Annotated in this window: 15 protein-coding genes and 1 riboswitch; of the genes, 11 read left to right on the top strand and 4 right to left on the bottom strand. The window is 45.8% G+C overall.

Features of this window, described 5'->3' with window-relative positions:
* Positions 1-132 precede the first annotated feature (132 nt).
* A complete protein-coding gene (locus A7K50_RS03745; RefSeq protein ID WP_020492756.1) occupies positions 133-936 on the top strand; it encodes a TIGR00266 family protein in 804 nt (267 codons plus the stop codon).
* Positions 937-1,088: 152 nt separating this feature from the next.
* On the opposite strand, the gene A7K50_RS03750 is transcribed toward A7K50_RS03745, so the two are convergent.
* Complete coding sequence (locus A7K50_RS03750) at positions 1,089-1,931, bottom strand: prohibitin family protein (protein WP_020492755.1); 843 nt, start codon at positions 1,929-1,931, stop codon at positions 1,089-1,091.
* A 237-nt stretch (positions 1,932-2,168) separates the two neighbouring features.
* Between A7K50_RS03750 and A7K50_RS03755 the strand changes: the two genes are divergently transcribed.
* The 3 genes from A7K50_RS03755 to A7K50_RS03765 all read left to right on the top strand — a co-directional run bounded on the left by A7K50_RS03755 (position 2,169) and on the right by A7K50_RS03765 (position 5,572).
* On the top strand, positions 2,169-3,155 hold the full coding sequence (locus tag A7K50_RS03755; RefSeq protein ID WP_020492754.1) for a (Fe-S)-binding protein: 987 nt from the start codon (positions 2,169-2,171) through the stop codon (positions 3,153-3,155).
* Positions 3,155-4,360 (top strand): lactate utilization protein B, encoded by a 1,206-nt coding sequence (locus A7K50_RS03760; protein ID WP_020492753.1) that lies wholly within the window; start codon positions 3,155-3,157, stop codon positions 4,358-4,360. Before A7K50_RS03755 ends, A7K50_RS03760 begins: the two co-directional genes overlap by 1 nt.
* Before the next feature lie 327 nt (positions 4,361-4,687).
* Complete coding sequence (locus A7K50_RS03765) at positions 4,688-5,572, top strand: ion transporter (RefSeq protein WP_020492752.1); 885 nt, start codon at positions 4,688-4,690, stop codon at positions 5,570-5,572.
* Between the two features lie 89 nt (positions 5,573-5,661).
* Here the strand turns inward: A7K50_RS03765 and A7K50_RS03770 are convergent, their stop codons facing one another.
* Positions 5,662-7,218 carry an ABC-F family ATP-binding cassette domain-containing protein gene (locus A7K50_RS03770; RefSeq protein ID WP_020492751.1) on the bottom strand — a complete coding sequence of 519 codons (1,557 nt, stop codon included), beginning with the start codon at positions 7,216-7,218 and terminating at the stop codon, positions 5,662-5,664.
* 235 nt (positions 7,219-7,453) lie between these two features.
* On the opposite strand from A7K50_RS03770, the gene A7K50_RS03775 reads away from it, so the two are divergent.
* Entirely contained in the window at positions 7,454-8,353 is a 900-nt protein-coding gene (locus A7K50_RS03775) for a class I SAM-dependent methyltransferase (protein WP_243103629.1), read from the top strand.
* A gap of 25 nt (positions 8,354-8,378) precedes the next feature.
* Here the strand turns inward: A7K50_RS03775 and A7K50_RS03780 are convergent, their stop codons facing one another.
* Together A7K50_RS03780 and A7K50_RS03785 are read right to left on the bottom strand one after the other, a co-directional pair.
* Positions 8,379-9,158, bottom strand: coding sequence for an ABC transporter permease (locus A7K50_RS03780; protein ID WP_020492749.1), 780 nt, complete (start codon positions 9,156-9,158; stop codon positions 8,379-8,381).
* Positions 9,159-9,192: 34 nt separating this feature from the next.
* Positions 9,193-10,164, bottom strand: coding sequence for an ABC transporter ATP-binding protein (locus A7K50_RS03785; protein ID WP_020492748.1), 972 nt, complete (start codon positions 10,162-10,164; stop codon positions 9,193-9,195).
* 162 nt (positions 10,165-10,326) lie between these two features.
* Positions 10,327-10,503: riboswitch (cobalamin riboswitch) on the top strand.
* A 147-nt stretch (positions 10,504-10,650) separates the two neighbouring features.
* Here A7K50_RS03785 and A7K50_RS03790 point away from each other — a divergent pair.
* The 6 genes from A7K50_RS03790 (at position 10,651) to cbiB (ending at position 15,482) form a co-directional block, all read left to right on the top strand.
* Positions 10,651-12,024, top strand: coding sequence for a cobyrinate a,c-diamide synthase (locus A7K50_RS03790; RefSeq protein ID WP_020492747.1), 1,374 nt, complete (start codon positions 10,651-10,653; stop codon positions 12,022-12,024).
* A gap of 112 nt (positions 12,025-12,136) precedes the next feature.
* On the top strand, positions 12,137-12,691 hold the full coding sequence (locus A7K50_RS03795) for a bifunctional adenosylcobinamide kinase/adenosylcobinamide-phosphate guanylyltransferase (protein WP_020492746.1): 555 nt from the start codon (positions 12,137-12,139) through the stop codon (positions 12,689-12,691).
* Positions 12,675-13,448, top strand: coding sequence for an adenosylcobinamide-GDP ribazoletransferase (cobS, locus tag A7K50_RS03800; protein WP_020492745.1), 774 nt, complete (start codon positions 12,675-12,677; stop codon positions 13,446-13,448). The genes A7K50_RS03795 and cobS overlap by 17 nt, the downstream gene beginning before the upstream one ends.
* On the top strand, positions 13,445-13,840 hold the full coding sequence (locus A7K50_RS03805) for a hypothetical protein (protein ID WP_020492744.1): 396 nt from the start codon (positions 13,445-13,447) through the stop codon (positions 13,838-13,840). The genes cobS and A7K50_RS03805 overlap by 4 nt, the downstream gene beginning before the upstream one ends.
* Complete coding sequence (locus tag A7K50_RS03810; RefSeq protein ID WP_020492743.1) at positions 13,833-14,435, top strand: histidine phosphatase family protein; 603 nt, start codon at positions 13,833-13,835, stop codon at positions 14,433-14,435. Before A7K50_RS03805 ends, A7K50_RS03810 begins: the two co-directional genes overlap by 8 nt.
* A gap of 87 nt (positions 14,436-14,522) precedes the next feature.
* Positions 14,523-15,482, top strand: coding sequence for an adenosylcobinamide-phosphate synthase CbiB (gene cbiB, locus A7K50_RS03815; protein ID WP_020492742.1), 960 nt, complete (start codon positions 14,523-14,525; stop codon positions 15,480-15,482).
* Positions 15,483-15,663: the final 181 nt, after the last annotated feature.

A 15,663-nucleotide genomic window follows, 5' to 3' on the forward strand; every position in this document is an offset into this window, starting at 1 on the left:
GAGATTTTCTTAGGAAAAGAAAAGTGAAAGCAGGATTTTAGCGTTTTGTATGGAAATTGATTGGTAAAACCAAATAAATATGTAGATGAACAAAAGATAGTTAAAAGAGAATCAGGAAAGAGAGGAGTTTACATGGGAAAAGCTCACGAAATCGAATATAAGGTCTACGGGGATGATATGCAGTTCGTTGAGGTTGAATTGGACCCGGCTGAAAGTGTGATTGCGGAAGCAGGAGCTTTAATGTTTATGGAACCGGGCATTCAGATGGAAACCATTTTCGGGGACGGATCCGGACAGGGAGAAAACAGGGGACTTACCGGGAAACTATTTGGAGCAGGAAAAAGGTTGCTGACAGGAGAAAGCCTTTTTATGACCCTATTTACCAACAGCGGGGCAGGCAAAGCGCATGCTTCTTTTGCGGCCCCTTATCCCGGGAAAATCATCCCCGTTGATTTGACTGCGTATAATGGTAAGGTAATCTGTCAAAAAGATGCCTTTTTATGTGCCGCAAAGGGTGTTGCTATTGGAATTGAATTTAACAAGAGACTCGGAACCGGATTCTTTGGCGGTGAAGGATTTATTATGCAGAAGCTCGAGGGAGACGGCCTGGCTTTCCTGCATGCCGGCGGGACGATTATCGAGAAGGAACTTCGGCCGGGAGAAACCCTCAGGGTCGATACCGGCTGTCTTGTCGGGATGACCGGTAGTGTTTGCTATGATATTCAATTTGTCGGAGGCATCAAAACTGCTTTCTTTGGCGGAGAAGGACTGTTTTTTGCGACTGTTTCCGGCCCCGGCAAAGTTTGGCTGCAGTCTCTGCCGTTCAGCCGTCTCGCCGACAGAATCATAGCTTCCGCGCCGAGGCTTGGTGGGGCCCAGAAGGGCGAGGGGAGTATCCTTGGAGGGCTTGGGAACCTACTGGATGGAGATAGATAAAATGATTTGATGGGATCATTGGAATTTCCAATAGAAAAACAGCTCGTATTCCTTTGAAAGAATGCGGGCTGTTTCATCATTACCTAATGAATTACCTAATGATATTTAAATCCCTAAATATCTAAATATACTGAGTTAATTATTCCATATAATTATTTGTTCAGATTATTGATATCGATAAACGGAACAGCGCCGCTGCCTGTCACGGTCGGGAGTTTGCCGTCCCATTTCTTGATCGCTTCAAGTTGAGCCTCAATTTTACGCAGTTCTACCAGTTCAGGGGTAATAACATCCTTCTGGAGCTTAAGGGCCTCTGCTTCAGCCTTGGCCTGTTCAATCTGCTGCTGGGCTTCGACTTGGATTCTCTGCAGATCAAGATTTGCTTTTAAGGCCTGCTGTTCGGCAATTTGCTTTTCCTCAATGGCCTGATTGAATTGATCACTGAAATTAAATTCAGTGATATTGATATCGTCCAGTCCCATATAATAAACTGCAAGCTTCTTACCAAGCATCTCTTTGACTTTGGCGCTGACTTCCGAACGTTTAGAGATCAGTTCTTCCGCTGTATACTGAGCGGTTACAGCCTTGAGCGATTCACTAACAGCCGGGTCGACAACCTTTTCTTTATATTCCAGGCCAACATCCTGGAAGAGCTTGTTGACATTCTCCGGATTAAGCCGGTAATTTACAGCGATCGTTGTATTCACGACCTGAAGGTCCTTGGAAGAGGTAGTTTGGTCAGACTGGTCTTTCTGTAGCCGGACTTCAACTGGAATAACATCCTGGATGAATGGTACAATGATGTGGAATCCTTCGTCTAAAACGTATGAATTAACTTTACCGAGCTGGACGATAACGCCTCGGTGGCCAGGTTCAACGATTACGTAGCCTTTGAAACCGATCATGGCGGCAATGAGCGCAATAATAAGCACAATTGGAATAATTTTTATCCAGAATCTTCTTCTGGGTCTGACCGGAGTGATGTTTTCTTCCATAGAATTCTCCTCTTTCTGGTTTCGCCTGGAAACTAATTCTATCTTATCATAAGAAGGGATTTAAAGCCAGAATGCAGAATTATTATTTCTTCAAATGATTTAAAATGATTTAAAACAACAGATCATTGTATTATCCGAATTATGAATACATAATACATTTTTATTGGGCATTTACTATTATGCTTTTTTTGTATTAAATAATTGATAGTTCCATTTCATTAGAAGGGCTGTGAGATTTTGCCTGAGAAGAAAAAACTGCCGCCTGTTTTGGCGTTAATCAGAGATAATATTGTTGAATATCAGAACCCATTGGCCTTGAAACCAAAGGAGATAGCTTCCTGGGTAAAAGATTTAAAGCTGCCTAAAAAAGGTGAGATCCTGTTTTATACAGGCAGTGAATATCAGCTTTTACCGTATATTGATTCACTTGTAAAGACGCTGATCTATGTCGATTCGTCCAGCAACCTCTTCTCCTGGTTGATGGGAGCAAGAAAGATTGTGAATAAAACCGGTATTAATGCGGAGAAGATCTATGCTTCTGTTTTAGCTAAAGACAAAGAAAGATTCTGTTCTATCAATTATAAAGCCGCAATCATTTTGCAAAAGCTTGGTTATGATCTTTGCTATGACCCTCAGGCAGATATGTATACCGGTGCTTTGCTGGATGAACTTGGTTTTTGGCAAGAATTAAAGTCCTATGCTGCAGTCTTGGCTGAACGCATTAGAAAGACCGAAGCAAAAGTCGTCGTCTGTACTTCGCCGCATGCGGCGGAAATGTTCAAGCTCGTTTATCCAAAACTGGTTGATTTTCCGGATATTCAGGTAAAGACTTTTATCGAATTGGTCTGGGAAAAAAGGCATTTGCTTCCTGCTGTTGATGAAAAGGATCCGGTGGTTATCCATGATTCCTGCCGGATGGCCAGGGAACTTGGCATATCCCAGGAGATCAGAGATGTTCTGGATGCAGTCGGTGTAAAATATATTGAACCGCTGCGGTGCAGGGAGTGGACGACCTGCTGCGGAGGTCCGAGTAAAATGCTGTTTCCCGAGATATCCAAGACAATTTCTAAACGCAGAGTGGTTGAACTAGCGGATACCGGAGCGAAGCGGGCTTTGATTTCCTGCCCGTACTGCTTATCTTCACTGGAAAGCGGTGTCGATAAGAATCATCCGATGATCATGGATGATATGGTTGAATTCTTATTTAGGGGGTTTAAAGGGTAATGTCTGACTTAAATAAAGAAATAGGCGCCTACACCAAGAATTTGAATAAAGCAAGTAAAGACCATAATATTAACCGGGCGATCACCAGAGCTGTAAAATCCTACAGGGAGACGGTATCTTCAACCATGGATCGCTATCCGCACACGGAAAAGCTTGCCGAGGAAGTCCGGGAAATTAAAACATATTCGATGCAGCATAATAAAGCGCTTATGGAACAGGCCATGGATGCCATTGAAAAAAATCATGGCAAGGCTTTCTTTGCTAAAGACAAGGATGAAGTTTTCCGTATTCTCGATGAGATTGTCGGTACCGGCAAAGTCATTGTGAAAGGCAAGAGCATGCTGGGTGAAGAACTCAAACTCAGGCACGGGCTGGAGAAAGCCGGGAACGAAGTTTGGGAAACCGATCTTGGGGAATTCATTCTTCAGCTGAAGGATGACCGCCCCATGCATATTCTGTCTCCGGCAATCCACGTACCCAGGGAACAGGTTGCCGAGATCTTTTCCGATTTCTTTAAGAAGGAAGTGCCTCCCGATATTGCCCAGGAAGTTGGGGTCGTACGGGAATTTTTAAGAGAGAAATATTTCACTGCCGATATTGGAATCAGCGGCGCCAATGTGGTTGCTGCCGATACCGGTCAAGTTGTTATTATTGAAAATGAAGGCAATGTCCGGCTTTGTACAGGTGCGCCGCCGGTACATATTGTCATTGTGGGGATCGAAAAACTCGTACCGTCTTTCCTAGAGGCTATGATGACGGCCGAGGTAACCTGGAGATACGCCCAGTACGGAGCACCGAGCTATGTCAATATTATCAGTGGTCCGAGCAAAACCGGGGATATCGAGAAGGTTACGACTTACGGCGCTCATGGACCGAAAGAATTTTATGTGATTTTTGTTGATAACGGCCGGAGCAAAATGATGGCGGAGGAACATTTCAGCCAGGCTTCGCACTGCCTGCGCTGCGGCGGCTGCATGTATGAGTGCCCTGTTTTCCAGGTCACAGCAGGGCATTATGGCAAGACCTACTTAAGCGGCATAGGATCCGTCTGGACGGCCTTCGTTGAAGGCGGAGCAGATGCTGCTGCTCCGATGCTGTACACCTGTCTGCGCTGCGGACGTTGTGTGGAGCGCTGCCCGATGCAGATTGACGTACCGAGCATGGTCGGGGAACTGCGAAGCAGGGTCGTATCATCGGAAGAATAACGGACGGATTGTTTTAAAAAGTAAATCCGATTACGAGAGTATTGTAAAAATTAGAATATGGAATAGTTTAAGAGTAAGGCTTAGATAAACCTTACTCTTTTATAGTGGTAAGCAGTAAAAATTTCCTTGAGTTATATAAAGTAGTTTGCTTATTCGGATAGCGCAGGATTGGCAGAAGTAGACCAAATTCTTTCCTCGATTAATTTTGGACAATAGAGATTCATACAGAGCTACGGAAGACGTATTTTGGAAAATAATATGCTATAATACAAAAAAAATTATTCTTTTAAATTATAGGTTAATTTTATTATAACTGGAGAATAAAAAATGGTAAAAGAATCGCATAGAGACAAGACAGAAAAAGTGAAGACTGGGGAAAATAATAAAAATCTTTCGCTCAAAGACAGATTATTTACGATCGTATTCGAGAACGATACCCATGCGGGGAGGTCTTTTGATATTGCGCTGCTCTGGCTGATCCTGCTGAGTATTCTCGTTGTCTGTTTGGAATCGCTGCCCAATTTGAATCAGGATTACCGCACAATTCTCTCTGGTACGGAATGGGTGATCACGCTTCTCTTTACAATTGAATATATCATCAGAATCTGGGTCGTAAGAAATAAACTAAGATATCTGAAAAGTTTCTTTGGCGTAACCGATTTACTGGCAATCTTGCCAACGTATCTGAGTATCTTTATCGCCGGTAGCCAGTTTGCTTTGATTTTTAGGGTCTTTCGTCTACTGAGGATCTTTCGGATCTTAAAGCTCGGCCGGTACGTCGGTGAATCATATTCGCTGATCAATGCGCTGAAGGCCAGCCGCTATAAAATTATTGTCTTTCTGCAGGGGGTCCTCGTTGTGGTTGTAATCGTTGGGACAATGATGTATTTAATTGAAGGGGAAACCAGCGGATTTGACAGTATTCCGGCCTCAATCTACTGGGCGATTGTGACCCTTACGACCGTCGGATTTGGCGACATTACACCGGTCACACCTTTGGGAAGGATTGTTGCCTCCATGCTGATGCTTCTTGGTTATGGCGTAATTGCCGTACCTACTGGCATTGTCTCAGCAGAGCTAGCAAAAAACAGAAACATAAAAGCATCTACACGAACTTGTCCGAACTGCCGCCTAGTTATTCAGGACGAAGGGGACAACTACTGCAAAAATTGCGGCCTTCAACTAGAAAAAAAAGAAAACAATAAAGTATAAATGTATAGGATACTTTATTGTTCAAGTTTTTAAACAATCTACAATTAAAAATAGAGCAAATGAAGCAAAATCTATGGAAGTTTACCGCCTTAGACGACCTTGGTCGTCCAATTCTCACAATTCCAAACTTCCGTAACGACATCCTGGTAAAAATCAGGCTCATGGCAAATGAGGAGCAGGCTGCCTTTATAGGCCTGAAGCGCGCGTTTCAGCTCCTGTTTGGCTTCGACATCGAGATGGTTGGTTGGTTCGTCGAGCAGCAGAAAATTTGTTTCTTTATTAATCAGCTTGCAGAGTCGTACTTTGGCCTGCTCACCGCCGCTTAAGACCAGGATTTTGCTTTCGATGTGCTTCGTTGTTAAACCGCATTTGGCCAGCGCTGCCCGCACTTCGTACTGCGTATAGCCGGGGAAGTCCGACCAGAATTCTTCAATGCAAGTCTTATAATTGGCATCCTTGATTTCCTGTTCAAAGTAGCCGGGGAAGAGATAGTCTCCAAGTTCAGCCTGGCCTGAAAGGGAAGGGATTTCACTGAGGATGCTCTTTAAGAGCGTGGTTTTGCCGATCCCGTTAGCGCCGGTTAATGCAACCTTCTGGCCGCGCTCCAGGGAAATATTGATCGGACGGGAGAGCGGTTCGTTATAGCCGATCACCAGATTAGAGGTTTGAAACACGAGCTTGCCGGAAGTCCTGGCTTCTTTAAAGTTGAATACCGGTTTGGGTTTGTCCTTGGCCAGTTCGATCCGGTCCATTTTATCGAGCTTTTTCTGGCGGGACATCGCCATATTTCGGGTAGAGACTCTGGCTTTGTTGCGCGCGACAAAATCCTCCAGGTCGGAAATTTCCTGCTGCTGTTTTTTATAGGCCGCTTCGAGCTGCTGCTTTTTTGTCTCGTAGACATTCAGGAAATTCTGATAGTCTCCGACATAGCGGTTCAGTTGCAGGTTGTCCATATGATAAATCAGATTGATTACGCTGTTTAAGAATTCCATGTCGTGTGAGATCAGGATAAATGCATTTTCATAGGCCAGCAGGTAGCGTTTCAGCCATTCAATGTGCTGTTCATCGAGATAGTTTGTCGGCTCATCCAAAAGCAGAATATCCGGCTTTTCCAGCAGAAGTTTGGCCAAAAGTACTTTGGTCCTCTGACCGCCGCTTAAGTCATCCACGTCCTTATCGAGACCGATATCCTGCAGACCTAAACCGCGGGCGGTCTCCTCAACCTTAGCATCGACAATATAGAAATCATTGTTGTTCAAGGTTTCCTGAATCAATCCCATCTCTTCGAGCAGCACTTCCAGTTCCTCAGGTGAAGCGTCGCCCATTTTATCACAAATCGCGAGCATCTCAGCTTCCAGTGCAAAAAGATACTGAAAAGCATCCTTAAGAACATCGCGGATCGTTGCTCCTTTGGCCAGAACCGTGTGCTGGTCGAGATAACCGACCCTGACCCGTTTAGACCATTCGATCTGGCCTTCATCAGGCTCGAGTTGGCGCGTAATGATGTTCATAAACGTAGATTTTCCCTCGCCATTCGCCCCGATCAAGCCGATATGCTCGCCCTTCAGCAGGCGGAAAGAAACATTTTGAAATATGGCTCGGTCGCCAAAGCCATGACTCAAGTTTTTAACAGTCAGAATACTCATGTTTTCTTATCTTCCTTTTTACATAAATTAGTAAAAATCTTCAACGGTTACCATGCATTTTAGAGTTGACGTATTTTAGAGTCAACAAGGTGATAGCAGGAAATATCTTTATTAGATTATCAAATCTGTCTAAGGAGAGCAAGTCAGAAATATGACAGCGCAGAAACTAATTCGTATCATGCTTTATTGATAAGAAGGGCAGCCTCCATGATGATATTTGCTTGGGACTGAGTTGATGGTAATATTAGATGAAAGATGCATTTTTGATCCGTTTGAGCGGATCAAAAATATAAAGGTGGAAGCGATGGGTATTGATTATTTTGATCAAATTTGGCGAACTAAAGATTCCAAAAGCAGTTATAAAGAAGGAAGCGCGGATTCCTGGGACAACAGGGTCGAAGAATTCACAGGCATCGAACCTGATGAGAGAATTGTAAATATTACAGAACTGCTTACCGCAAAAAGAATGCTCCGGGAAGACAGCACTGTTCTGGATATCGGCTGCGGACCCGGCCGTTTTGCAGCAGAATTTGCCCGAAGAGCGAAAAACGTAACCGGTGTGGATATTTCGCCGAAAATGGTGCGAACCGCCAGAGACTACGCGGCGGCCCGGGAGCTTCAAAATATTGATTTCATGGAGATGGACTGGCGGCAAGACGACTTGTTCGCAAAACAGTGGAAGCAAAAATTCAGCCTGGTAACTGCCATTATGTCTCCCGCTATTGGGAGCAGGGAAAGCCTTGAGAAGATGATCGCAGTCAGCAGTGAATATTGTTTTTTAAGTCATTTTGTTGAACGGCATGATTCCATTAGTGACGAACTGAAAAGACGGTTTCTTCCGCCCCATATGGAAGATGTATACGGCAACAAAGGATTGTACTGCTGTTTCAATATTCTCTGGCTCAAAAAACTTTGTCCTGAAATTACGTATATCGAGACAGCAAGGGAAAGTGTCCGCACATTGGATGAAGCGAACCGTCATTACATCAGCAGACTTGGCATGAAGACAGATTTGACTGATGAGCAAAAAGCGGACATCAGGAATTATCTTCAAAGCAAAGCAGAGAACGGGCTGATCAGAGAAACGATCATAGGGAAGATTGCCTGTATATGTTGGAAAGTTGCAGCCGTCTAGATTCCCAGAAACGAAAAAGAGTTCATTATTGAATAAGTTTCTTTTTTACCATGACCAGCGGGAAAGGCAATGTCAGCAGCGTAACGGCTAAGAGCCAGATGATATGGCCGGTGATTGCTGGAGTAACCTGTCCCAGAACCAGTGGACGCACCGTTTCAACCGTATGGTACAGCGGCGTCAGCCACGGAAGAAAACGAATGGCGGCGGGCAAGCTTTCAATCGGAAAAAAGATTCCGGCAAACAGAAACATTGGAGAAATCAACAGCGTGAAAAAATAGCCGAAAGAGTCGTAATTGGGAGCGAGACTCGTCCAAATTAAAGAGAGATTGGAAAAAATGACGGACATGAGGATCAGTGGGACAAAGATGAGCAGGGCATACAGGGAGTGGACAATGCCGAATAAAGCGACGACAATAAAGAAAACCGCACCGTAAAGAGCACCTTTGAACGTGCCGTACAGGATTTCGCCGAGGATGATGTCGTCCATGCTTACCGGCGTAACCACCATGCTGTGAAATATTTTCTCCTTGGACATCCGGGTATAGCTGTTGTAGGTCATCTCATAAGTTACAGCAAACATCGCTGAAGAAGCGATCAGCCCCGGAGCCAGAAAATCAAGGTAGGAAAGCCCGTTGATCTGCGTAATATAAACACCCAGACCAAAGCCCATGGCCCAGAGATAAAGCAGCGGCTCCAGAAAGTTAAACATGATATTAGCTTTCCATGTTTTACCGAAAACCTTCAGATTCCGTACGAATACCTTAAAGGTCAGCACGGGGTTAAGATCGAGCTTAATTATTTTCATCCTATTATCCTCCATATCATTAACGGTTTTGAGATTATTTCTCAAAACCGCCGCGGACACCATGCAGCGTTTCGCCGGTCAGTTTTAGAAAAACATCTTCGAGATTTGTAGGTCTCAGGCGCTGATAGCTGACAGGAAGGTGTTCACCGGCAATTCTTTGATTCAGGTTGTCAGCCATAGCTGGTCCGAGATCAGAATAGAGAACCAGATCATCACCAATTTGCTGATAAGATTTCAGCCACTCAGCGCTCCAGTTCAGGAGCTTATTTTGCATATCCGGACTCACTCCGAGTTCCAGCGCATATGCACCGACATGCTTATCAATAAGATCTTTCGGTACACCTTGCTCAAGGATTTTGCCCTGATTGATGATGATCAGTCGGTCACAGAGATGACTGGCTTCTTCAAGATAGTGTGTTGTCAGGAGCATGGTCGTACCGCTTTCTTTTAACTGCCGCAGACGCTGCCAGACCATATGACGGGCGTACGGATCAAGCCCGGTGGTTGGCTCATCGAGAATCAATAGCTCCGGACGGTTGATCAACGCACGGCCGATTGTCAGACGTCGTTTCATGCCGCCGGACAGCTCGTCGACGACCGCATTGGCTTTACTTCGAAGATCCATAAAGTCCAGGATTTCCAAAGCCCGTTCCCTGGCAATACTTCTCGGCAGTCGGTAATAGGAGGCGTAGACCAGCAGGTTTTCCAGAATCGTCAGTTCCGGGTCAAGGTTGTCTTCCTGAGCAACAACACCGAGACGTGCTTTAATTTCCCGGGAATGCTCCGAAATATCCTGGCTGAAAACCGTCAGGCGGCCCTCAGTTCGGGGTGACAAGCCAAAGACCATCCTGGCCAGGGATGTTTTGCCGGCGCCGTTTGGGCCAAGAAGTCCAAAACACTCTCCTTGCCGGACAGTAAAAGAGATCGTGTCAACGGCAGTGAAATCTCCGAACCGTTTCGTTAGATTTTGGGCTGAAATGATATCGGCTGGAAGAGAATAAGACATGAGAGGGTACCTCCGTGGATTGCTGTTCTTTTTCCCTAGCGTATCAAAAGGAGGGCAGAAGGGCAAGGCCGCATCTGTGAAAATATCATGTAGGAGAAGGCTGGGAAGAGAAGGCTATATACTGTCCAGTAGATTGCGGGTGGACACGTTGTGCGTCTTCTGATATAATGTAATCGCTTAGGTTGCATTATTTTGCAATAATAGGGAAACAGGTGAAATACCTGTACGGTCCCGCCGCCGTAAGGTGGAGCAGATTCAAAGTTGCCACTGTTTACAATGGGAAGGCTGAATTTGCTTTGAAACCGAGTCGGAAGACCTGCCTGAGCCGTTTTGCACTGTTTTCACGGAGGATGAAAGGTGTAGCATACGAATCGTGCAGAAGTGTTTGAGACTGTTTGCAGATTTTGTAAGTAAAACCTCTTCCAACCGCCGGTTAGAGAGGTTTTTTGATGTCCATGGAGCTTCGATAGAAATGGAGAACAAGTCATGAAAGCCGTTATTCCACGTATTATGTTTGCGGCTGCAGGCAGCAGCAGCGGCAAGACGACAATTACCTGCGCGGTATTACAAGCGCTTTTGGAGCAAGGGGTTCATCCTGCTGCGTTTAAATGCGGGCCGGACTATATTGATCCGATGTTTCACACCGAAGTCATCGGGACAAACTCACGAAATCTGGATCTATTTATGTTATCGGAAGAGGTTTGCCGGTATTTGCTGGTCAAGAATTCCGAGCAGGCCCAAGTCGCTGTTTTAGAAGGGGTAATGGGCTATTATGACGGGCTTGGCATTGGCAGTACCGTGGCAAGCTCTTACCATTTGGCGGTAGCAACGCAAACGCCGGTGATCCTGATTGTCAATTGTGCCGGTTCAGCAATCTCAATTGCAGCCTTGATTCAGGGATTTTGCCGTTTCAGACCGGACAACGGGATCAAGGGCGTTATTCTAAATAATCTTACACCTTCCCTATATCCGCAATATAAGGAAATGATCGAAAAAGAGACGGATATCCAGGTGGTCGGTTACTTTCCGAAACTCAAAGAATGTGCACTGGAAAGCAGACATCTTGGATTAATTACAGCATCAGAAGTGAAAGACCTTCAGCAAAAAATGAAATTTCTGGCCATACAGGCCAGAGAATCCATTGATTTGAACCAGCTGCTGCGTATTGCAGGCGGGGCCGCGGAAATAGACTATTATGAGGCCGCGATTGAGAAAATCTCTGCTGTCAAAGTCGCCGTAGCCAGAGATAAAGCTTTCTGTTTTTATTACCAGGACAGCCTCGAACTTTTGGAAACATTGGGAGCTGAACTGCAGTATTTTAGCCCGCTTGAGGATCAAGCCGTACCTGAATGCGACGGACTGATTCTCGGCGGCGGTTACCCGGAATTATATACCGAACAACTGGCTGGGAATACATCAATGCTGTCAAGTATCAGGCAGGTTCTTGCTAAAAATACTCCCTGCATAGCCGAGTGCGGCGGGTTTATGTATTTATTGAACCGTATTGCTGACAAGGACGGCAAACCTTATCCGATGGCAGGATATTTAGAAGGGGACGCTGTACTGACGGATAAACTGAACCGTTTCGGTTATATCACGCTGACGGCGCAAAAGGATAACCTGCTGTGCGGCAAAGGCGGCAAGATCAACGCGCATGAATTTCATTATTCGGATTCAACAGCCAATGGCGGCGGTTTTACGGCAGTCAATTCATCAGGGAGCAAAATGTGGGACTGCATCCATGCCGATGAGAACCTCGTTGCCGGCTATCCCCACCTTCATCTCTGGGGAAACCCTGAGTTTGCACGTTCGTTTATCCGGAGATGCAGCGACTTTCAGGCTGCCAGGATGGGTTCGTAAGGTGTGCGTAAACAGGAAAAATTTGAATCATTTGCTGAACGGAACGATAGCTGATATAAAACGACAACTGATATGAAGGGATATTTTTGTGAAAGGAAAGAGGCGGTAAGTAATGTTGGCTTTGGTTAGCGGAGGCGTTGCCAGTGGAAAGTCTGAAATAGCGGAAAATTTGGCTGTCAGCCTGAATACAGGAAAGATGGCCTATATCGCAACGATGACTGCCTCAGACGAAGAATGCCGCAACCGGGTTGTCAAGCACCGTCGGATGCGGGACGGCAAAGGGTTCGACACCTTCGAGTTTTCTTACGGACTTTCCGAGAAAATCCCTATTTTAAGCGGCTGCGATACCGCTTTACTCGAGTGTATGGGCAACCTGATTGCCAATGAAATGTATCTGCAGAAGCGCAGCCCGCAGGATGCCATTGATTGCATCAGTAATGATATTCGGCTGCTAGCGGCGACTGTACCGAATACCGTCATCGTAACCAGCACGATATTTGAGGATTTCAAAGCCTATGATGATTTTACGACCGGCTATATCCGTGTACTGGCTGAAATAAATTCGGCAATTGCCGCGGCTGCAGATGTCGTGATTGAATCCGTCTGCGCGATTCCGCTTATCCATAAAGGAATGAAGGAGCTTTCCGGTTATGAAAACCTTGTATGAATCGTTTGTTGCAGCCTTTTCGATGTTTTCTAAAATTCCAATGCCTCAAATTGACTGGAACGAGAAGAATATGCGTTATTCTTTTATCTTCTTTCCTGTGGTCGGGGCTGTCATTGCCTTTGTTCTCTATTTCTTGTTTCTATTATTGGAATATTTCAGGTTCAGTCCCGTCTTTTTTGCTGCTGCAGCTGTGTTTATTAACGTCATGATCACTGGCGGAGTTCACCTCGACGGTTATTGTGACACGACAGATGCCTTGAATTCCCATAAGGACCAAGAGGAAAAGCTTCGAATCCTTAAGGATCCCAATGTTGGAGCCTTCGCGCTCATCTATACGTCAGTTATCCTGCTGCTACAATTTGCGGCGTGGTATGAGACCTATCTGAAACCGGACTTTTTCTTTCTCGTTCTTGTTTCGTTTGTCCTGTCACGGTCGATGGCCGCTTTGGCAGTCGTCTGCTTTCCGTGTGTCAGAAAAACAGGACTTGCTTCAATCTTTGCAGGTTATGCCTCGAAAAAAACGGTAAGAATCATTAGTTGCTTGATTGTTTTATTATGTGTTGCAGCAATGTTGTACGTGAGTATGATTGTCGGGATCACTGCAGTTCTATTTATTATGCTGTCCTTTTACTTATTTAACCGCATGGTTCAAAAACATTTTGGGGGCATAACCGGCGATCTGGCAGGCTTTTATATTGTAGTAAGCGAAACAGGAATACTTCTGATTTCGGTAATAGCAGGAGGCGTTAGACTATGATTTTGGTGATCGGAGGCGCTAGTCAGGGAAAATTGGAATTTGTCAGGAGTACGTGGGATATCGCTTCGGCCAACATTACGGATGGCGGGACGTGCAGCTTCGAAGAGGCTTTTCAGCGTCCGGTGCTTGACCATCTGCATCTGTTGATTAGGCGCTTGCAGGAAGCCGGTCATGATGTCCGAAGGTTTGTCACTGACGGAATTGGGCAGCACCCCGATATGATTCTGATTTGTGATGAATTAAGTTCAGCCGTGGTACCGGTTTTAAAAGATGACCGGGAAATGCAGGAAGTTACCGGGAGGGTCCTTTGCACGGCCGCCCAGAAAGCGGCTAAGGTCTATCGTGTTTTCTACTCCGTTCCGGTTCTGATTAAAGGTGAAGAGCATGAATAAGTTCCTATACCTGGTCCGGCATGGCAAGACGGAAGGGAATCTGAGACGCAAGTATATCGGAATTACGGATGAGCCTTTATGTGAACAGGGGATTTCCGAAATCCGTGAGCATATTGCTGCCGGTCGCTATACGGCGGTTGAGCACGTCTTTGTCAGTCCAAGGCTCCGCTGCCTTCAGACCAGGGAGCTGATCTATCCGGATATTCCTTACAGTATAATGCCTGAACTTGCGGAGTGCAGCTTCGGTATATTCGAAAACAAATCGTATGAACAGCTGAAGGACCTTGCCGAGTACAAAAGTTGGATTGACGGCGGCGGAAAACAGCAAGTCCCGGGCGGAGAACAGCCGGAAATATTCAGGTCCCGCTGCCTGGACGGTTTTAACCGCGTTATGCAGGAAGTAGATGAAGCCGGAATCGAAAAGGCCGCGCTGGTTATTCACGGCGGTACGATCATGATGCTGCTTGAGGCATTTTCTCCCGAAGTATTTGATTTTTACCATTGGCAGATAAAGAACGGCGAAGGCTATCAGCTGACGATTGATCAGGCTTTATGGACCGAAAAGAAGAAGCTGGCGGCGATAGCGAAGATCTAGAGGATAAGAATATAAAGATCCAAAGTTGATCGCTGCTTGTTTTTGGGAATGACGAAATCGACGAAATGATAAAGAAGTTGGTATGGAATGATTACACTTTATGCTTTAATGACAGGTTATATTTTGGATTTGATTTTTGGTGATCCTTCCTGGCTGCCTCATCCGGTTCGCTGGATCGGTTCGCTGATTGCCGGAGGAGACAAATATCTGCACCGGATCAGTTGCAGGACGGACCGAGGCCAGTATTGGTGCGGGGTACTGCTGACTGTTACCATTGTTACGGTGACATTTCTCGTGCCGTTGGGCCTATTGTATTTGCTGAATAGCATTAGCCCGCTGCTGGGATTTATGGCCGAGGCTTTGATGTGTTATCAGATTCTGGCTACGAAGTCGCTGCAAGCTGAGAGCATGAAGGTCTATGATGCCCTGCAGAAGAACGATATCATGGAAGCCCGTTATCAATTATCCTGGATTGTCGGCCGGGACACGGAGAATTTGAACAGCTCCCAGGTAGCGAAAGGCGCTGTGGAAACCGTGGCCGAAAATCTTTCCGACGGCGTCATCGCGCCGATGCTTTTCATTCTAGTTGGCGGAGCCCCTTTGGGCTTTTTGTATAAAGCGGTCAATACCCTGGACTCGATGATTGGCTATAAAAATGACAAATATCTTTATTTTGGCCGGTTTGCTGCCAAACTGGATGATGTCGCCAATTATCTTCCGGCCAGAATTTCTGCCTATTTGATGCTCCTGGCTGTTTTTTTGACCCGTTATGATTTCAAAGATGCCTTCAGAATCTACCGGCGTGACCGTCATAATCATACCAGTCCGAATTCCGCCCACACTGAAGCCGTTTGTGCCGGAGCCCTTAATATTCAGCTTGCCGGAAGCAATTCTTACTTTGGCAAGCTGGTGGTCAAACCAACGATTGGTGACCCGATCCGGGAGATCGAGGCTGAAGATATCCGCCGCGCCAACAAGCTCATGGTTGCGACGTCGCTTGTCGGCTTGATTCTGGGGTCCGCTGTCAGAGCGCTTATTGTTCAGTAAGTAGCAGCTTTGTAAATTCTACGGAGCAGGAGAGTACAAGCAGTGTAGTTATTAAGACTTATTAAGGTAAGCCTGTAGTTATCAGCTCTTTGGGGATTATCTTTGAAGAAACACTCTATGGGGTAGGTCTGGGAGTCACAATACCGCTTTTCGGCTGTTGTGCCCTCCGTGGCACAAAAAG

Origin of the sequence: Dehalobacter sp. MCB1 (genome assembly GCF_003590275.1) — a bacterium.
Taxonomy (GTDB): Bacteria; Bacillota; Desulfitobacteriia; order Desulfitobacteriales; family Syntrophobotulaceae; genus Dehalobacter.